This window comes from Flavobacterium ovatum (assembly GCF_040703125.1).
Lineage (GTDB): Bacteria > Bacteroidota > Bacteroidia > Flavobacteriales > Flavobacteriaceae > Flavobacterium > Flavobacterium ovatum.
Map to the genome: position 1 here is coordinate 1,391,442 of NZ_CP160035.1, position 19,152 is coordinate 1,410,593.

Annotated in this window: 15 protein-coding genes and 1 tRNA gene; 7 read left to right on the top strand and 9 right to left on the bottom strand. The window is 32.5% G+C overall.

The annotated features are described in order from the left end of the window. Nucleotides 1–262: 262 nt before the first annotated feature. Together ABZP37_RS05970 and ABZP37_RS05975 are read right to left on the bottom strand one after the other, a co-directional pair. Nucleotides 263–529 (bottom strand): DUF3781 domain-containing protein, encoded by a 267-nt coding sequence (locus tag ABZP37_RS05970; protein WP_366186465.1) that lies wholly within the window; start codon nt 527–529, stop codon nt 263–265. 131 nt (nt 530–660) lie between these two features. Continuing rightward, nucleotides 661–2,238 (bottom strand): response regulator, encoded by a 1,578-nt coding sequence (locus ABZP37_RS05975; protein WP_366186466.1) that lies wholly within the window; start codon nt 2,236–2,238, stop codon nt 661–663. Between the two features lie 1,156 nt (nt 2,239–3,394). On the opposite strand from ABZP37_RS05975, the gene ABZP37_RS05980 reads away from it, so the two are divergent. The 3 genes from ABZP37_RS05980 to ABZP37_RS05990 are packed head-to-tail and all read left to right on the top strand — an operon-like array spanning nt 3,395 to nt 5,719. Further along, on the top strand, nt 3,395–3,676 hold the full coding sequence (locus ABZP37_RS05980) for an IS66 family insertion sequence element accessory protein TnpB (RefSeq protein ID WP_366182939.1): 282 nt from the start codon (nt 3,395–3,397) through the stop codon (nt 3,674–3,676). Next, entirely contained in the window at nt 3,676–4,014 is a 339-nt protein-coding gene (gene tnpB / locus ABZP37_RS05985) for an IS66 family insertion sequence element accessory protein TnpB (protein WP_366182941.1), read from the top strand. Before ABZP37_RS05980 ends, tnpB begins: the two co-directional genes overlap by 1 nt. Before the next feature lie 49 nt (nt 4,015–4,063). After that, complete coding sequence (locus ABZP37_RS05990; RefSeq protein ID WP_366182942.1) at nt 4,064–5,719, top strand: IS66 family transposase; 1,656 nt, start codon at nt 4,064–4,066, stop codon at nt 5,717–5,719. Between the two features lie 2 nt (nt 5,720–5,721). On the opposite strand, the gene ABZP37_RS05995 is transcribed toward ABZP37_RS05990, so the two are convergent. Beyond that, entirely contained in the window at nt 5,722–6,681 is a 960-nt protein-coding gene (locus ABZP37_RS05995) for a TerC family protein (RefSeq protein WP_366186468.1), read from the bottom strand. A gap of 339 nt (nt 6,682–7,020) precedes the next feature. On the opposite strand from ABZP37_RS05995, the gene ABZP37_RS06000 reads away from it, so the two are divergent. The 3 genes from ABZP37_RS06000 to ABZP37_RS06010 all read left to right on the top strand — a co-directional run bounded on the left by ABZP37_RS06000 (nt 7,021) and on the right by ABZP37_RS06010 (nt 9,606). After that, a complete protein-coding gene (locus ABZP37_RS06000) occupies nt 7,021–7,632 on the top strand; it encodes a hypothetical protein (RefSeq protein ID WP_366186470.1) in 612 nt (203 codons plus the stop codon). A gap of 369 nt (nt 7,633–8,001) precedes the next feature. Continuing rightward, complete coding sequence (locus ABZP37_RS06005; RefSeq protein ID WP_366186472.1) at nt 8,002–9,234, top strand: metallophosphoesterase; 1,233 nt, start codon at nt 8,002–8,004, stop codon at nt 9,232–9,234. A gap of 75 nt (nt 9,235–9,309) precedes the next feature. Next, the gene (locus ABZP37_RS06010) at nt 9,310–9,606 is read left to right on the top strand and encodes a thioredoxin family protein (protein WP_220759676.1); all 297 of its coding nucleotides are present in this window, start codon (nt 9,310–9,312) and stop codon (nt 9,604–9,606) included. A gap of 8 nt (nt 9,607–9,614) precedes the next feature. Here the strand turns inward: ABZP37_RS06010 and ABZP37_RS06015 are convergent, their stop codons facing one another. Together ABZP37_RS06015 and ABZP37_RS06020 are read right to left on the bottom strand one after the other, a co-directional pair. Beyond that, complete coding sequence (locus ABZP37_RS06015; protein WP_366186473.1) at nt 9,615–10,250, bottom strand: polysaccharide deacetylase family protein; 636 nt, start codon at nt 10,248–10,250, stop codon at nt 9,615–9,617. 95 nt (nt 10,251–10,345) lie between these two features. Beyond that, on the bottom strand, nt 10,346–13,633 hold the full coding sequence (locus ABZP37_RS06020) for a DUF2723 domain-containing protein (RefSeq protein ID WP_366186475.1): 3,288 nt from the start codon (nt 13,631–13,633) through the stop codon (nt 10,346–10,348). A 240-nt stretch (nt 13,634–13,873) separates the two neighbouring features. Between ABZP37_RS06020 and ABZP37_RS06025 the strand changes: the two genes are divergently transcribed. After that, nucleotides 13,874–13,944, top strand: a tRNA-Gln gene (locus ABZP37_RS06025). A gap of 137 nt (nt 13,945–14,081) precedes the next feature. Here ABZP37_RS06025 and ABZP37_RS06030 read toward each other — a convergent pair. The 4 genes from ABZP37_RS06030 to ABZP37_RS06045 form a co-directional block, all read right to left on the bottom strand. Further along, on the bottom strand, nt 14,082–14,648 hold the full coding sequence (locus ABZP37_RS06030) for a hypothetical protein (protein WP_366186476.1): 567 nt from the start codon (nt 14,646–14,648) through the stop codon (nt 14,082–14,084). Nucleotides 14,649–16,171: 1,523 nt separating this feature from the next. Further along, on the bottom strand, nt 16,172–17,581 hold the full coding sequence (locus tag ABZP37_RS06035; RefSeq protein WP_366186478.1) for a hypothetical protein: 1,410 nt from the start codon (nt 17,579–17,581) through the stop codon (nt 16,172–16,174). Between the two features lie 28 nt (nt 17,582–17,609). Beyond that, complete coding sequence (locus ABZP37_RS06040) at nt 17,610–18,362, bottom strand: metallophosphoesterase (RefSeq protein WP_366186479.1); 753 nt, start codon at nt 18,360–18,362, stop codon at nt 17,610–17,612. Beyond that, nucleotides 18,359–19,096, bottom strand: coding sequence for a hypothetical protein (locus tag ABZP37_RS06045; protein ID WP_366186481.1), 738 nt, complete (start codon nt 19,094–19,096; stop codon nt 18,359–18,361). Before ABZP37_RS06045 ends, ABZP37_RS06040 begins: the two co-directional genes overlap by 4 nt. Nucleotides 19,097–19,152: the final 56 nt, after the last annotated feature.

Below are 19,152 nucleotides of genomic sequence, written 5' to 3' on the forward strand. Positions count from 1 at the left end.
ATTCTGTTTGTGGTCAGAGGCTCTTTTTTGTTTTGCTGTCGTGCTCCCGACGCTTCGGGACGTTGCAAGTTCTCAACAAGTTCCGCTGTCGCTTCACTTGTTTGCGGGCTTTACACTACAAAATGGTTCACTGAACACCTATTTATAATATAAATTAGGCGAAGTAATCACTCACGCAGGCTTGTGGTAAATGTTGAAGTTTTTTTTTGGATTTAATGTTTTGATATTAGTGTAAATAAAGAGGGTAGTAGGTAAACCAATTTTAATGTTTTTTCTCTAGTTGATCCACTGTAATAATTCTAAAAGTATGAGAGTTAACCGTGATTTTGATGTTCTTTTCAACGTTGGTAACATAAAAGTTTTTTCCGATTTTATTAAAAAACCGCTCTTCTGTTTCGGTAATAATATCCAAAAGTGTTTTTTCTATTTCAGCAATAGATAGATTTGTTTTTAGTTTCTTGTTTATTCTCCCATAAACAAGGTCGGTATAGGAAATATTATTTATAATTTCAGATTTGTTGATGCTCATTTTGTAGTTAATTTTTGATTATATTTGAAATGTTCGTCTTGTGTGAGGATACAAAACGGATTCGCTTTATTCCTCGCGTATGACTGCATTGACTGCTTACTTTTAAGTGAATTTAAATCAAATTCCATGTTTTAGGAACCCATGTTTTTTGTAATTTCTTCAATTTGATTTAATAAATCTTCAGGTTCAAAAGGTTTGTAAATAAAACCATTCATTCCGCTAGAAAATATTTTATTCTTCACTTCCATAAATACGGATGCTGATAAAGCTAAAATAGGGATTAAAGTGTTGAATTTCCGAATCTCCATCGAAGCTGTATATCCATCCATTACTGGCATTTGGATATCCATAAGTACAACATCGTATTTTTTCTTTTTGAACATGTCTACGGCAATTTGACCATCATATGCGACATCTACTATAAGTTGTTCTTTTTCGAGTATTTGTTTTGCCACCATGACATTTATTTTATTGTCTTCAACTAGTAATACTCTTTCTCCATTGAAATTATATTTTTTCTTTTGAGTAGGATGTATTAATTCTTGGTCCAATGTTAGTTTTAATTCTAAATCAAAATAAAATCGACTTCCTGAGCCTAATTTACTTTCAATTTTAATTTCAGAATTCATTGCCTCAATAATACTCTTGACAATAGGCAGGCCTAGACCGGTTCCTCCATAAATCCTATTAGTGTCTGTAGAGGCTTGTGTAAATGCCTCCCAAATTTCATCATGCTTATCTTCTGGAATACCTATTCCAGTATCGATTACTTCAGTATGCAATATTAGGCTGTGTTTTGTGAGTTGTTTACATGTTGTTATTAAAGTTACGGTTCCTTTATCGGTGAACTTTATTGCATTTGTGACGAGGTTGTTAATCACTTGATTGTACCGAATTATATCCATCCAAACAATAGGTAAAGTGTCATCAATTTCTAAATTCATAGAAATACCTTTTCGGAAGCAATTTGCTTCATGAATTTTTTTTATCTGCTTTATGGATGCCCCTATGTCAGTAGGTATTGGGTCTAATTCAACGACGTTAGATTCCATTTTGCTGTAATCTAGGACATTGTTTAAAAGATTCAGTAATATCTTCCCTGAATAATTTAAAGCTTCAATGTTTTCTAATTGGTCTTCTCTTGGATTAGTATCTCCCAAAATATATGAAAGGCCAATAACTGCATTAAGTGGCGTACGAATCTCATGACTCATTGTACTCAAAAATTTAGACTTTGAATTAGATGATTCAATGGCTTCTTCTCGTTTATCATGAATTTCGGAATAATAGCGTTCATTGTTTTTTGAAAATTGTATTAGTTGGTAGGTGATCAAAAAAACCGTACTAATAATTGAGATTGGGTACACAATTGTTGATGCAATAGTAGTATCCATTTTTGTTTCGGAAAATAGATTGAAATTAGTTATATGTAGTAGTGTCCAGAATATTGCTGAAAGTGCTGAAAAAAAGATAATATAGTTCTTCTCTCTTCTAAAGGAAAATATTGTGAAAGGAAGTCCTAATGGGTACATTAATATAAATTCAACACTTCCAGTTTTCCCTATAAAAGAGGCTGCTGCTGCTACACTTAAATTTAATGTGATAAGATAGAGTATTCTTGCCAGTGTAAAGTTGCCTTTTTTAGCTATAATAGCAGCCACAATGAATAGTATAGCGGAAGTTCCCGTATTGTAGCTTAAGATGTCCATTTTTAAAAAATTTAATAATAGACACCATATAATTGCTAGTGAAGCGGTAATTAAGGATAAAGAATATACCATTTTTACTCTTCTTATAGAGAATTCTGTATTTTTATTATTTTCTTCTTTCATAGGGATGGTAAATTTTCATCAATAAATGTATCATTTTTTAATTAGAGTACCTTGTTTTTGATTTTTTTTATGAAAATAAAAGAATATAAAGCTTGTTAAATTTTATTTTTTATGCTTTTTATCGATGTTTAATGCTTTTTGTAGATTCCGTAATGTAGAGGGAGCTGATTTATATACACGAATTGCAAACCCACTACTAATGTCGAAGATTTTTATTTCTATCTTAGAGTAGCTGATTTTGTGAGTTAACAGCATGTTATCCAGTTATCAGTGCTTGCTTTTATTTTGAAAGTAGCGAGTAGTGTTTGCAACGCGGTTTGTTGGTGATAAATGAATATCTAATAATTCTGAAGAGTGCGGTTCTGCTAGTTTTTTTTAATCATTACAAGTAGATTCTAAAGATTTGCGTTGCAAATGCTACGTTTTTTTCGGTTATAATTTAAATTGGTACTCGATGCAGTTAAGTACCAGGTATCAGGGTAAACGAGTTGTGCAAACGATAATATTAGGTGTTTCAATTGTTATGTATCCGAAGTCGGGAGACTTCGGATAGCGGGCTTACAATCCTTGTTCGTCCTAAATTCATCTTTGTTTATTTCAATCCCACAATATGGGCAGGTGCATTTTTTTTCGTCTTTTTTATGTTCTTGGATTCTCTCGATAAATGCAGAGCTTATTATTCCTGTTGGAAGATCGAGCCGACTTTGTGTATTTATTTCTGATGCTCAACTTTCTGGGGATTTTATAATGCTATGAGTGACAGGAAAACAAAAAATGCAACTCATTATAAGTTGCTTTAACCTAAATTTTCCCGTTGTAAACGCTACGTTTTTTGGTTTTAATTTAATTAGGTACTCTGCGCAGTCCAATACTAGGGTTTATGGCACACTGATACCAGTGGGAGGTTGATATTGGCAGGAACAATCTCAAATCAAGTTGATGTCTGGTTTTGCTTAATTGCTGTATCCGCCCGACGAACCACATATTTTTTAGATTAACCTAAGGTATTAGTTTTGTTCTAAACAATTTAGACATGGACAAAAATGAATTTATGTTATCCCAAGTAGAATCTTGGAAACAAAGTGGACTTTCACAACAAGGGTATTGCGATCAAGCAGGTATTAAATTAGGAACCTTCAGCTATTGGATACGAAAAAGCAAAAATGAAGAAGCACAAAGCGGAGGTTTTATTGCACTGAAAAAACCAGTTTTAGCTTTAGAAAACAAATACGAAATCGTTTACCCTAATGGAGTTGTGCTGCGAGTGGATACGGATAATTTAAGTGAACTTTCGGCTTTAGTAAACCTATATTAGTGTTTAGCCTTAGTAGTTCACATACCTTTTTGCTCTACCCCAAAGTTTGCGATATGCGCAAAAGCTTTAATGGTTTGTGTGGTCTTGTTACCAATGAATTAGGACGCGTAGCACACAGTGGAGAAGTATTCATTTTTATCAATCGCAATAATAATCAGATGAAACTTTTGCACTGGGAATCTGGTGGTTTTGTTCTTTATCACAAGCGCTTAGAGCAAGGGACTTTTGCTGGTTCAACCGGTACTAAATTGCAAATTAATTGGAGTGATTTGGTGTTGATGATCGAAGGAATTCAAATCATAAAAAGCAATAAAAAAAGGAGATTTTCTTTGGAATAAAACAGCCCTAAGCCTTGGTAAATATAGGATTTTGACGTATATTTAGCCTATGGAAATAGACCTAGATAACGTATCAAAACAGGAACTTTTTGAGCTTTTAACTAAAGCTCAAAAAAACATGTTTGTGCTGGATAAAACTATTTTTGAACAAAGTGAAACTATTTCTGTTCAAGGTAAAACTATCTCCAAACAAGATAAAAAACTTGTTAAGCTTGAAAAAAAGGAAGTCGTGTTAGAAGGTAAAGCTTCTAAATTAGAAGGTAAAGCTTTTAAATTAGAAGAACGAGTTGAAGAACTTCAACGTTTAGTAGAATTACTGCGCCGTATGCAGTTTGGTCAAAAACGAGAGCGTTTTGAAGATCCTTCTCAAACTACTTTACCTTTAGATCTAGAACAAGAGCTCCTGCAAGAACAAGAAGAAGTTATCAAAGAAGAAATCACTTATTCTCGTTCTAAAAAGAAACATCCTGGCAGGGCTAAACTTCCGGATCATTTACCAGTTGAAGAAATCGAGATTTACCCTGAAGGAGATTTATCTGATCAGGTTTGTATTGGCAAAGAAACTACAGATGTGCTTGATTATGTTCCGGGACACTTTAAAATCAAAAGATATATCCGATACAAATACGCGACTAAGGATAAAGACAATACTAAGATATCCATCGGGGATTTACCCGAAAGAATCATAGATAAAGGAATACCCTCAGAAGGACTACTAGCCACTATCTTAGTAGATAAATATGTGGATCACCTTCCGCTATATCGTCAAAAGCAACGGTTCTCTAGAGAAGATATCGATATTGCTTCTTCTACAATAGATGGTTGGGCGGCTCAGAGCATGGATGCTTTAAAACCCTTGTATGAGAAGCTGGTTATGGATATCAAAAATGAAGGTTACCTTCAAGTTGATGAAACCACCATCAAGGTTTTAGACGACAAGAAAAAAGACAAAACGCATCTCGGTTATTATTGGGTGTATCATGCCCCAATATCAAAACTTGTAATGTTCAATTACAGCCCTACTCGTGCAAGTAGCGCTGCACTACCTATTTTGCAAAACTTTAAAGGTTACTTGCAAACAGACGGATATGCAGGCTACAAAGCTTATGGAAAAAAATCAGATATTACTCATCTGGGCTGTTGGGCACACGCTAGGCGAGAATTTGAAAGAGCATTAGATAATGACAAGCAAAAAGCACAACATGTTTTAGTTGAAATACAAAAGCTATATGCGGTGGAGCGCAAAACAAAAGAACAAAACCTTAGACCTGAGCAAATCAAAGAGCTGAGGCTTCAGGAAAGCTTACCTATTATAAACGAACTAGGTAAATGGATGTTTTTGCAAATCAAACTAACCCTACCAAAAAGTCAGATTGGCAAAGCTCTTGCATACTCTCAAACAAGATGGGATAATTTATCGGCATACCTATTAGATGGCAACTTGCAAATAGATAATAATCTGGTGGAAAATGCAATCAGACCAGTAGCCATAGGTAGAAAGAATTATCTTTTTGCCGGATCGCACGATGCTGCTCAAAGAGCGGCTATGGCCTATACCTTTTTTACTAACTGCAAAAAACATAACGTAAATCCTTTTGAGTGGCTAAAATATACCCTTGAGAATATCCAATCTATAAACCACAAGAATATTAAAGACTTGTATCCCCACAATTACAAGCAACTAGCGGAATCTACACCATTGTAACATTACGCTCCTATGAATAATCGCATCGTATAAAACAACATGTAGTTGCTCGGGTGGATACTAATTGCTAATGATGCAATAATTGAAGTTAATAGAATGGCAGAAATGATTATCAGTGCTATAAATATAGGAATTGGATAAATGTCAGACAGGAACATTTTTATACCTATAAAAATCAGAATTAGTGATAAACCAACTTTTAAGAATCGGAAGACACCGTGCATACCTGCAAGTGCAAAGTATAAAGATCGTAATCCGAGAATTGCAAAAGCATTAGAAGTGTAAACAATAAATGGATCATTAGTGATTGCTAATATTGCGGGGATAGAGTCCACGGCAAAAATTAAATCACTTACTTCAACCATTAATAATACAATAAATAAAGGAGTAGCGTAAGTCTTAGTATCTTGTTTTACAAAGAATTTACTACCTTGAAAAGTTTTTGTTACAGGGAATATTTTCTTAAACAAACGGACAACTGGATTTTTATCAGGATCAATTTTTTGCTCGTCCTGCAAGAGCATTTTAATTCCTGTGAAAACAAGAAATATCGCAAATAAGTAAATAATCCAATGGAATTGATTGATGAGTGCTATACCAGCGAAAATAAAAATCGCCCGCATAACCAATGCACCAAGGATGCCCCAAAAAAGAATTTTATGTTGATAAATGGACGGAACGTTAAAATAAGAAAATATTAAGATGAAAATAAAAATATTGTCAACACTAAGTGATTTCTCAATCAAATATCCTGTTAAAAATTCTAATGCTTTTTCTTTGCCAAACAAGTGGTAAATTCCGTAGTTGAAAACTAAAGCAAGTGAAATCCATGCAAAAGTCCATATAAGTGCTTCTTTTACTTTTACTTCATGTTCCTTACGGTGAAATACACCTAAGTCTAAGATTAACATTATCAAAACAAAAACATTAAACCCTATCCAATACCAAATATTAATTTCCATAATTATATAGTTTTAATTTTATAAAAACAGGTACTTGTAAATAAGGACATAATGTAAACAATGGGTATTATGGACTGGTAAAGTTTAGGTTTTTTTAAGGGTATTAAATTACGATTAATTTGAAAATAAAGTAAAAAGATGAAGTTTTTTTAGCAAAACTTTATAATGTTCTTTCATTAAATAAGGTGGTGTTTACACTTAAAACGATAGTGCAGATTTGTAATCCATGCTTATTTCAATATTATATTCAATTTCTTGTTTTGTTGCAGTTTACTAAGTTAAAATATAGTTGTGTTGAATTATTAAAAGGTATATTGCTTGAAATCTTAAAAGTTAGAAATGAAACATTTTGAAGAAACAAAAGCATTGCTACATAATTCAGTTCTGTTTTATATAATTACGGCTAGCATGGATGGTAATTATTCTTATGTGAATGAAAATTATTCTAGAGAATTTTCGCACATTAACAACAGTTTAGTTGGTCAGCCTTGTTATATTACAATGCATCCTGATGATATGAATACGTGTGTTGAAGTTTCAGCTAAATGCTTTGAGAATCCGGGTAAATTATTTCTAGCAACAATTAGAAAACACGATGGAAGAGGTGGTTATGTTTATACTCAGTGGGAATATAAAGCAATGTTTGATGATCAAAATAATCCAGCTGGGATATTTTGTCTAGGATATAATATAACAAAATATGTTGCTGAAGAATTACAGCTACAAAATTCACGGGTAGAAAACGAGAAAAATTTGGTAAAAATCGAAAAAATGATTTTTCAACAATCACATCTTATACGGGCTCCTTTAAGTAATATAATGGGACTTACTGATATTTTAGATAAAACACTAATGGATAGTAATACGAGTAATATTTGTGATATGATATCCGAAAGCGCAAACCAATTGGATGACGTTATTAAAAGTATTGTAAATATTGGTAGAATGTAATGTATTTGCCGTTTATTATCCATGTTTGGGGAATTCTACTAGCTAGTAGTTTACGTGTGAGCCTTCTTTGTTACATCTCAAATATGCGATATCCAAAGTTCTAGTTTTTGCCAAATAGGTAAGGTGTTTTTACAAATTAGATGATTGAATTCCAAGCTATTTTAACTAATCTTGATAGAAATTAAAGTCCGTTATAGCAGGTATTTGTTTATAAAGATAGTAAAGGACAGTAGGAGGGATATTCTTGATATTCAATAATTGTTTGCTCCTTGAAATCAGTAGTTAATTCAGTATTTCTTGCGTTAAAGTTTAATTAATTAGGGACCGTTTCTTTGATATAAGTTGTTATTTTGTGTAAAAATTAGTCCAATGGGTTTTAGATTATTGTTTTTTTTCTCGATATTATTGATTGTGGAGGTTTACGCCTACCAAGCGATCAAGACGCTCATTAAGGGAAAATGGTTGTTGATGGGGTATTCGGTTTTGAGTGTTTTTCTCTTTGTATATATTGTGTATTCATTTTTAAGTTTTGACCGTTCTGTTGGGCAAACCAAGCATACTATGTTTGCAATGGGATTGATGTTGTTGGTTTATATTCCTAAGATTGTGTTGGCTTTGGTTTTACTAGGTGAGGATTTGTATCGATTGATTTCGGGAATGTTTCGTGCGGCTGTTGGTGATTCTTCGGAAGGTTTTTTGGCAGCTCGACGTACTTTTGTGAGTCAGATTGGTTTGACATTGGCATCGATTCCGTTTTTATCTTTGATTTACGGAATGACGATAGGGAAGTATAATTACAAAGTCATCAATCAGCGCATTTATTTTCCAGATTTACCAGAGGCTTTTGATGGTTTTACGATTACACAAATTTCGGATGTGCATTCGGGTAGCTTTGATGATGCTGAAAAAATCAATTACGCTATTGATTTGGTTAATGAGCAAAACTCGGATATGGTTTTATTTACGGGTGATATTGTGAATACTCACGCCACAGAAATGCACCCTTGGATTGAGACTTTCAAACGTATTCATAAACCTGCTTACGGGAAATATTCGGTTTTAGGGAATCATGATTATGGTGAATATTTGGATTGGAAAACTCAAAAAGAGAAAGACGATAACTTTGAAGCTATCAAGAAACTGTATGGTGATATTGACTTTGAGTTATTGTTGAATGAACATCGTTTTATTGAAAAAGGTGAAGATAAAATAGCCTTAATTGGAGTTGAAAATTGGGGTCGTAGTTTTAAAAAAGCAGGAGATATCAATAAGGCATCTCATGGGGTAGCTAATGAAGATTTTAAAATTGTAATGAGTCATGATCCTTCCCATTGGGATTATGAATTAAAAGAACACGAAAAGAATTTTCAATTGACATTTTCAGGACATACACACGGAATGCAGTTTGGAATTGAAATTCCAGGTGTTTTCAAGTGGAGTTTGGCGCAGTATATGTACCCCCAATGGGCAGGTTTGTATGAAGTTTTGGGACGTTATATCTATGTAAACCGTGGTTTTGGCTTCCATGCATACCCTGGAAGAGTAGGAATTATGCCTGAAATCACGGTGATAGAACTAAAAAAAGGAGAGAAAGTAACATAATTCGTTAAAAATGCTACATTTGCACATTAAATATCTATTTTTTTAGTAGATTTAAAATATTAAATTTTTGGTTTTATGTCAAAATTCGGAGAACTTATAAGCGCACATGTTCCTGTGTTAATAGACTTTTACACAGAATGGAACGAAGCATCATTGTCTATGCATCCTGTCATTAAGGATGTAGCAGCAGCACTTGGCGATAAAGCTAAGGTGATTAAAATTGATGTGGATAAAAATCAAGAATTGGCTGAGGCCTTACGAATCAAGGGACTTCCTACTTTGATGATTTACAAAGATGGGCAAATGATTTGGAGACAGTCAGGCGAGTTAGATGCTAATAGTATTATTGCCATTGTTCAAGAGCAATTGTAGCTTTGTAATTAGGGTATCTTAGCGTATTGATAGTTTTTTTGATCAATAAATTCCAATACTTTAGGTAGCGTGTATTTCAAGTTTTGAAATGCTTTGACGCTGTCATGAAATATAATTATACTTCCTGGTTTAATATTTGAAATTACATTTTTAAGGCACTTTTCCTTCGAAATGGTGGTGTCAAAATCTGCGCTCAATACATCCCACATGATAATTTTATACCCTTGTCTTTTTAATTTGTCTAACTGAGCAGTATTCATCTTGCCATAAGGAGGGCGAAAAAGATTAGTCTTCAAGCCAAATTTCGAAAATGTCTTAGCGCAATGTTTTACATTTTTAAGGTATTCTTTGGTGGTGGTTTTCCAGCCGTTCAAATGATTGTAGGTGTGATTGCCAATAGCATGTTTACGCTCAATTATCTTTTTGAATAATTGAGGTTCGTCCTCAATGTTTTTTCCAAGACAAAAGAAAGTTGCTGTGGCATTGTGTTTTTGCAGTTGGTCTAGCACCCAATTAGTTATTTCTGGGGTAGGTCCATCATCAAAACTTAGGTATATTTTGTTTTCTGCATTAGGAATGTCCCATACGTATTTTGAAAATATCCATTTAATTAATGAATTTGTTTTTATCCAGTAAAAGCTCATTTTGATAGGTGTTTTTAGAGATATTAAGTTATAAAAAAGTGCAGCAATTTCCAAATAATTGCTGCACTTTTTTATAGGACTTTATTCTGCTTGATTTATTCTTTGTCTCTGCCAAAATGTTGAAACATTTCAATATAAGTATTGAATGTTTTTTTGTTTTTTTCGTAGAAGGTCAAATCTCCATTTTCTTTCATTACTTGTAGTAAACTTCTATAGCGCTCAATGTCAGTAATAATGTCAATAGCGATTTCCGATTGCTCTGCAGGGCTTAATTTGCTGTAGTAATTAAGGCTTTCTCTGTATTTACCTATTAGTTTGTTTAGTAATTCTTGTGCTTTGGTTACATCGTTTGTTTGATAGTATCCTTTAGTGAAAGGTTCTATTAAAGAATAGTATCCAAATTTCTCTAAAGGCATTTTGGTAATAGCTAAATCAATTACTTTTTTAGCTTTGTCTATTTTACCTTCTTCGATTAGTTTGTCCATCAAACGAGCCAGATTGGTTCGGTAAGTGATACTTTCTCTTCTGGTTTCAGGATCGTGATAGATTTTGTCGCTATCGCTGTTACCCCAATCCCATGACATGATGATGTTGTACATTTTATCGGAATCAATTTGTCCCATGTCTAGTGGGCTTCCGTCTTTTGGAATTGCAGTTTTCAATGGAACTAATCTGTAAACCATTCCGTCAAGTTGTAGGTATTCTTTCATCCATAGATAATCTTCATTATCGTATGCGCCTCCACTGAAGTAAATAGGTCTTTTCCAGTTGTTGTTAGCAATGATGTCAAGCATCATCAATCTGTTTTTATACAAAGCACTTCCTTTGATGTCAATATCGATATAAGGAACAATCGAGTCGTTGTATTTTGGTGCAACAACCTTGTTTTGAATTATGGCATTTCTGTCAACAGGAATTCTTATTTTATTGGTTGGGAAAAAATGGATTGTTTGTCCGTTTTGCAAACCTACAGTTGATTTAGGATTTTTGATGAATTCTATTAAATCTTTCAATTCCCATCTGCTTTCTGTCTTTGGAATATAAGCCACATAGTCTAATTTATCACCCACATACTGATCGTGAGTGAATGAAATAGGCAGTGCGTCTGATTCGTAGGTTTTCATTTTCATTTGGTCAATATACCAATCCGTCATGAAAAGACTTGTGTTGACAATTTTAATATCGGTTCTAATTTTTTCAATTTCTTGTGCATACCACAAAGGAAAGGTGTCATTATCTCCAATGGTGAAAAGTATAGCGTTTTGGTCGCAAGAGCTCAAATAAGCTTTGGCCATTGAAAGAGCGGTGTATTTGTCAGAGCGATCGTGGTCGTCCCAGTTTTGGGCAGCCATAATAACAGGAGCTGTTAACAAGCAAGCTGAAATAATAATAGGTCCTGCGATTTTTGGGGATAAATAAGTTTGTAAGCTTTCGTACAATGAATAAACTCCAAATCCTACCCATATAGCAAAGACATAAAAGGAGCCCACTAAAGCGTAGTCACGTTCTCTTGGTTCAAAAGGTCTTTCATTTAGGTAGATTTTTAATGCGATTCCCAAAAATAAAAATAGCATTAATAAAACGTAAAAGCTCTTGCGTTCTTTGCCAGCGTGGTACATGATTCCAATTAATCCAAGGATAAAGGGGATAAAATAATAGGTATTCCTTCCTTTGTTGTTTAATACATCTGATGGGAGATTTTCTTGAGAGCCTAAATGAGTTTCATCAATAAATTTGATTCCGCTCAGCCAGTTTCCGTCTAAACTATCATATCTTCCTTGATTGTCACTTTGTCTTCCAACAAAATTCCACATTAAATACCTCCAATACATATAGCCAAATTGGTATTCAACCATAAAACTGAAATTATCTGCAGTTGTTGGTTTTTCTATAATTAAGTATTCGCCGTAGCTTTTTAAGAACTTTACATAACCATCGTTGTCGATTTGTTTTTGAGCGTAGGCTAATCTGAATTCTGAAACTGTTTTTTCTACTTCATTTTTTAATTGAGCAATAGCTTTGTTGTAATCTTCTTCAGAGATTTTGCTAGCATCAATTCCATATTTAGATAAATCTTCCTCGTAAGGATAGTTCGGGTTTATTTTGAATGTTGGTGCGCTTGTGAAATTCATGTAGTTGGCAATATGCTCTGAGCTCCACATCCTTGGTAAGATGGTTTTATGATAGTCGTCACTGTTTTGTACAGCATTTTTAAAGTTATTTACAATAACATATTTGCCTGTTTTGTAATCTCTTTCATAATTGGGGGCTTTGTCTAAATAAGGTGTTTTAGGGTCTAGTCCAGCAAAAGTTTCTGTGTATTGAGGTCCGTAAAATAAAGGGTTTACTCCATATTGTTCTCTATTGTAGTAAGCTAATACCTCTGCGGCATCTGAAGGTTTGTTTTCATTAATAACCGTATTGGCATTGGCGCGAATTGGAAGCATTAACCAAGTTGAAAAACCGATCAAGATAAATAAGATTGATAGAAGTAAAGTGTTGTAATGTATAAGTCCTTTTACTTTGGTGTATTTTAATCCAAAATAGAAGAAAACAGCAAGGAATAGGCCAACTATGATGGTTCCTGAGTCAAATGGCATTCCAAGGTTGTTGACCATGAAAATTTCAGTTTTACCAATGAAAGCCATTGTTAGCGGTAATAATAATTTGAAAATAAATAGTAAAACAGATATTACTACAATGTTTGCAATAATAAAATTTTTGACGGTAACTGTTTTATAATGTTTAAAATAATAGAGTAATCCAATGGATGGAATTGCTAATAGTGCCATAAAGTGAACTCCAAAAGAAAGTCCGATGACAAGTGAAATGACTAGTAGCCATTTGTTTCCTTTAGGTTTGTCCATATCTTGTTCCCATCGTAAGCCAAGCCAAAAAAGTAAGGCGATGAATAAGGAAGCCATGGCATATACTTCGGCTTCAACTGCATTAAACCAGAAACTATCCGAAAATGTATATACAAGAGCACCTACAAATGAGCTTCCTAGGATAGCAATGTTGTTTTCAGTAGTTAGGTCTTCTTTAGTTTTTCCTCCAATCATTTTGGTGAGAATCATTGTTGAAGACCAAAATAAGAAAAGTATGGTGAAGGCACTAGAAACAACAGAAGTCATATTGACCATTAAAGCGATATGTTGATTATCTATTGCAAACATTGCGAAAAATGCGCCAATCATTTGAAATAATGGAGCTCCAGGAGGGTGTCCTACTTCAAGTTTTGCTGAAGTTGCAATGTATTCACCACAATCCCAAAAACTCATTGTAGGTTCAACTGTTAAGCTGTAAGTGATCAATGCTATTGCAAATGTGACCCAACCTACAAGAGTATTCCATTTATTGAAATTGAATGCTGCTTTACTCATGTGTAAAAATTTAGTTGTATTTTTAAAGTTGCAAAGAAAATGTTTTTTTATTGAAAGTGTAGGGCATTAACAAAATTTTCTAGGAAACTACTATCAAATAGTAAATGGTTGATTTTTAGTTACTTTTGTAAAGGGTGAGCTAGTAATTTTTTAAAATGAAACTTTTTTTGATAAAAAGTAAAAAAAAAGTTTGCAGAAACTAAATATTATTATAAATTTGCACCCGCATTCAAACGCTATTGGTCTATGGTGTAATGGTAACACTACTGTTTTTGGTGCAGTCATTCAAGGTTCGAGTCCTTGTAGACCAACTGGTATTTTTGAAGAACCCCGTAAACATTATGTTTACGGGGTTTTCTTTTTTTTGGCGTAGTAAATCACGTAGTAATTTGCTGTTATGAAATGGAATGTATTGAAGAATATGAAATTAATATCTATTTAATTTCATTCATTCAATAACAAAGCTATTCTGCCTATTTATTAGCGTGTCTCTATTTTTAATCTTTAAGATTGAATCTTTATAGCTAATTTGGTGCAACAGTAAAAAGGTATCATATTTAAAGAGATGAAAACAGATGTTTTCAAGATTAAGGTCTGTAATTTCAATTTCATAACTACCAATCTTACCTGTTTCAAATTCTTCGATGTAAATACCTATTTTTTGTTCTTCTTCACCTAATGTTACTTTGCTGTTGTAAGTGGGGAATATTGAGTATTCAGGGCTTAAATCAGCCATTTTAAATTTACTTATTTTTTTTCCGTCATACCAGATTTCAATTTGATTTTTGTTTGTATCCTTTAAGCCGAATAGAGTAGTTGCTTTTAGATCATAATGTGACTGAATATTGCTTAGCAATAGCTTAGGGTAAAAAAAAGGGTCAATTATAGCTTGGTGTAAAGTTTGATTTGTTCTTTTGGCGATTTGTTCAAAGTACTCTTTTTGGATAGATTCCAATTCAATTTTTTTCAATGACCAACCGTCGCCGTATAAATTTATTTTTAATTTTGTAGCCATCATTTCACGAAGGTAACATTTCTAAAGATAGCAATAAGTAGCAATAAGTAGCTAGTATTGTAAGTCCTTTAGGAATATTTGTCTTGATTATATTATATTGGTGAAATTGATTAGCATCAGTCTGATTGAAATTGATCAATAGTTATCAAAGAAATAATTTTGAATATAAATTAGTTTTTAAATAGTTAAATAATTAATATTAAATTATTTATTGATTCTCGCTATTTAACGTGAAATATGCTAAATATAAGTGTAAACCATTTTATTTCTAACTAATAAATTAGTAATAAAAGTGCCTACGTCCAATTATAATCTTGTATGTTTTTGTATGTGTTGGACTCTAACTCTAACTCTCAATATTTAGACTCTTTTTTAATAAATAAAACTGAATTCAGATTAAATAAAATTAGTCTTGTGGTGTCCTATGTAGCTTTGTGCTTTCAACAGTGTGGTAAATCAAATTTAATTGTTATCACCCAGTAAATTAAAATCTAATCCCCATTCAATTTCTTTCCAACATCATCCTGTCTTTTGGTAGGCAGGACTAAGGATCTGGTTCCACTTTCTTAAATGACTAAATATTACCATATAAATTTATTTTGAGTTTTGAATCCATCTTTTTCTTTGCTTTTCACATAGTCTTATAATTATTAAATCCAGAGAGAAAAGTTTTGTGCAATTTAGAGAAGTTACACAAATCAATCGTTTATCAAAAGGTAATTTATTCCAAGTTTATCTATCACAGTATTCGTAAATTCTTGATAGGAAACCTTAAAAGTGGTTTTGACAGAAAGTAAGGTTTATTAAGTCATAATAGTAAAAAAAGATTTACTTAACCCGTTGGGTGAAATTAAAACAATAGTTTATTTTATATCTATTGTCACATTGAGCTTGTCGAAATGTATCTTAAACGAGGTCTTCGACAGGCTCAGACTGACATTTTTGGTCTAAATGACTTTAGATTTAGATTAGAATCGTCATTTTTTAGTGATTCTGAGTAATTTCACCCAACGGGTTTACTTATACAATTCCAAGTCATGACTATTTAAATAAATTTTATCAATAAATTAGAAATATTACTGATGTCAAATGCTTTATATTTAAAGCTATAGGTCTAGATTAATTTATTTTGAAGCATTACGATTAAAGAAACAGATTTTCGTTTTTTTTTGTAATATTTCTAAAAAAGCTTAACAGATATACTAATTATTATCTTGAGTGGCAGACTGTAAAAAATGTACCTCTGAAATAAAGATTTTAGTAATCGAATTCAAAATTTGCTAATTATAAATCATTTAAAGACTTCATTCCACTTCTTCTTATTTTATCTAAAATTTCATTAAGCGCATTTTTTGGGTCAGAATCGATTAATTTACCATTTCGGTCTAATTATTTGTCTAAATCACTATCGCACCTTAAATCGACTGACAATACTGTTATTAGTGCCTTATCTTTTGTTTTTTTAAATTTTTCATGATTAAAAATTTGACGGTACATTTTGAAATAAGTTTAAAAGTACAAAATCATATCGGAAAATCTCTGTTAATCTTAATAAGTCTATTTAATTCATCGCAATATTTACTGTTACTCCCTAAATATTGAGAATATATAAAATTGAATCTTTTTAATGTAACAAATGATGAAACATTAAATTCTTCAAAAAATGGTTCTTCTATGTCAAAAGGAAGATTATAACTTGATTGGAATATTTTATTTAATAACTCTCCATCTAGGGGAATAAAACAACGTACAGGTAAACCAAAATCTACTTTTTCTATCCGATTTTCCCCATACTTAACAATTTCTAAGCAATTGTTATGACCGCCATCAATATAGAAAAAAGAATTTTCGGATTTTATACCAAATCTTTCAAGACTCGGTTCATCAAATCTTAATGCGCTCAAATCTCTGACAGAACTAGATTTATATGGGGGGCTATAAAGTCCTGGATACCAATTCTGAATTAATTCAAAATTATCAGCATCAAAGTATGCCAACTCACCACCACTTAAATTGCCTTCTTCAGATACAATACAACATTCATTTTTTAAATCAAATACAGATATTCTGTTATTTTTCTTGACATCTATAACCTGATATATCCCATTTATTCTAACACCCAAGCCATAATCCCCATATGAACGTACAATAGAATAGGGCGTTGCCCATTGTTCATCACCTAAAATACCATGTCTAGCATAAAGTGGATGTTCTGATGTTGATATGGTAGAGCTCAAAAAATTCCAATCTGCTATAGTTGGTAAAAGCCAGCCGTAAGGGACAAAATTATATTTGTTTCTTTTAATGTTTTTATATAAAACATCATTCTCATCAATTGTATATTCAGTATTTTCAAAAGCTAAGTTTTTGGCAAACCAAATAGAATATTGGTTTACATATAAAGGATATTCTTTACCGTCTCGTGAGTCAAAGAAAAACAATTCTTCATCTTTTATTATTATGCCTTTTTCTTTGTCTACCCATTGAACATCGATATTCTGGTAAAGAGTATCTTTATTAAAAGACTCTTTCTTGTCCGACGAATCCTTTTGTGCAATTGACTTGTCTAAGATGACCTCGTTCGTATCATTATCTACTACTAATATCCTGTTTTCACCAATTTCTAGCCCTGTTTTTATTGATTTGAAGTATCGCTTAATGCATTCAGGACTAATCTCTAATCTGATTCTGTCTACGACAACTTCTATAACATAATTTTCGTCAGAATCAATTTTTAAATTATTCTCTAAATCTTTAAGTTTTCCATTAACACAAATTTTTAGAAAACCTGAGTCATAGAATTTAAAAAGTTGACGATCTAAGTCAATCTGTGTAGTATAATTAACAGAAACAAGAATATTAACTCTTTTGTTTAAATGGTTTTTTAAATGTTCTTTAATCAGATTATTAATAGTAGGTATATCTGTTTTCATATTATTCGTTACTTAGGTTATATTACATTTAATTTTTTTTCGTTCGAAAGTCAGTATACTTATCAGCTGTCATTAATGAAATGGAAATTACAATTCCGTTTTCTGCTATTTTGAAACATTCTAATATCTTAGCTGTTTTATCACTCAAAAGTAATCCCGTCAAAAAACCACCGTAACCACATTCGGTATTTATATTTATCCCCTTTTGATTATAACTCACTTCCTCTGTAAGTCTATGACCGTGGATAAATCTTTTACCTTTCCAGGCAGGATCGAAGTCATAATTCCAAATCAATTCTTCTTGTATCTTTTCATTTATATCTTGCTGTGTATCTCTAAGTGGTGCATGAACAAAAATAAATTGTGATGTTTCAAAATAGAGATGAGTGTTTTGCAAAAAATTCACAACTTGGCTCTGAAAATCACCTGGCGATATTAACCAATCCGCATATGCTTGTTCTCTGGTTCGAGAATCGTACCCTTGCGGATGTTCTTTACCATTTATCAAATCCAATAACATCTGATCGTGATTGCCCCTTAAAAACACCCAATCAGGATTGCTCTCTTTGGCTGATATAAGTGTTTTTAAAACTTGCATACACGAATATTGAGGAACTAAATTTTCTGATATAGCTTCTTTTCCATTATTTTTATAATCTACATAATCACCTAGGAAAACTGCTCTAGCTCTACATTGTCCTGCTACGGCTACAGCAGATTCTGCCGCCTTGAAACATCCGTGAATATCTCCAAAAGCCATATATTTTACTTTGCTACTCATGATGCGAATTCTTTTTTAATCCAACTAGCAAAAAGTTCTGCCGAATTAACAGCATGTCGATCCGATGATTCTCCAGGATTTACTTCTACGACAAACTCTGGTGTAGCATCAATTGTATAATAGCGACTACCTAATTTATTTAGCCTCTTAGTTGCTTCTATTACCACTTCAGGTATAATATTGTACCTGTGGTATATGTTGCCATTCAGCACCCAATAACGTTCTTCTTGTTGAATCTTCTCTGGTTCAATAAATTTTCTGATGGCATACTTACCATCAAAAATAAACTCATCATATAACTTTTTCATTTCTTCCAAAGAAGTAGTGGGGTAGACTGATTTACCTTCCTCAACATGCTCTAAAGCCTTTGCATCTTTTTTTATAAACGCTTTATCCCAACCTTTATCATAAATTAATTTAGGGACTTCCTGATTTAATTCATCGACAAAAAAGGTTTCAATACTTAAATCTGCGATATGTGGATAATATGTAGATAAGCGTGTATAATCTATAAGATTTTGAAATTTGTTGATAAATCGTTTATCCTGTGGATATTTTTCTTCTTGATATATACAAAACCCCCTGTGCATTAAATTTTCAGAGTTACTATCTGGATCTAAACCAACTGTAATCCCAGCCTTCTGCATTGCTTCGGCTTCTTCTTTCCATAGCCAATGAATCTCTTGTGTATTTACTTCTGATGAAGGATAAATAATTTGAAATTTTTTTTTCATAAGTAATTTAATTCTTTTTTATTGATAAAATAATATCAACCTCCTTTAAGTTTTTC

Excerpts from the sequence above, each read along its gene's own strand:
- ABZP37_RS05990 (WP_366182942.1), top strand. The coding sequence starts at position 4,064 with ATGGAAATAGACCTAGATAACGTATCAAAACAGGAACTTTTTGAGCTT.
- ABZP37_RS06020 (WP_366186475.1), bottom strand. The coding sequence starts at position 13,633 with ATGAGTAAAGCAGCATTCAATTTCAATAAATGGAATACTCTTGTAGGT.
- ABZP37_RS06005 (WP_366186472.1), top strand. The coding sequence starts at position 8,002 with ATGGGTTTTAGATTATTGTTTTTTTTCTCGATATTATTGATTGTGGAG.
- ABZP37_RS06000 (WP_366186470.1), top strand. The coding sequence starts at position 7,021 with ATGAAACATTTTGAAGAAACAAAAGCATTGCTACATAATTCAGTTCTG.
- ABZP37_RS06045 (WP_366186481.1), bottom strand. The coding sequence starts at position 19,096 with ATGAAAAAAAAATTTCAAATTATTTATCCTTCATCAGAAGTAAATACA.
- ABZP37_RS05995 (WP_366186468.1), bottom strand. The coding sequence starts at position 6,681 with ATGGAAATTAATATTTGGTATTGGATAGGGTTTAATGTTTTTGTTTTG.
- ABZP37_RS05970 (WP_366186465.1), bottom strand. The coding sequence starts at position 529 with ATGAGCATCAACAAATCTGAAATTATAAATAATATTTCCTATACCGAC.
- ABZP37_RS06030 (WP_366186476.1), bottom strand. The coding sequence starts at position 14,648 with ATGGCTACAAAATTAAAAATAAATTTATACGGCGACGGTTGGTCATTG.
- ABZP37_RS05975 (WP_366186466.1), bottom strand. The coding sequence starts at position 2,238 with ATGGACATCTTAAGCTACAATACGGGAACTTCCGCTATACTATTCATT.
- ABZP37_RS06010 (WP_220759676.1), top strand. The coding sequence starts at position 9,310 with ATGTCAAAATTCGGAGAACTTATAAGCGCACATGTTCCTGTGTTAATA.
- ABZP37_RS06040 (WP_366186479.1), bottom strand. The coding sequence starts at position 18,362 with ATGAGTAGCAAAGTAAAATATATGGCTTTTGGAGATATTCACGGATGT.
- ABZP37_RS05980 (WP_366182939.1), top strand. The coding sequence starts at position 3,395 with ATGGACAAAAATGAATTTATGTTATCCCAAGTAGAATCTTGGAAACAA.
- ABZP37_RS06035 (WP_366186478.1), bottom strand. The coding sequence starts at position 17,581 with ATGAAAACAGATATACCTACTATTAATAATCTGATTAAAGAACATTTA.
- ABZP37_RS06015 (WP_366186473.1), bottom strand. The coding sequence starts at position 10,250 with ATGAGCTTTTACTGGATAAAAACAAATTCATTAATTAAATGGATATTT.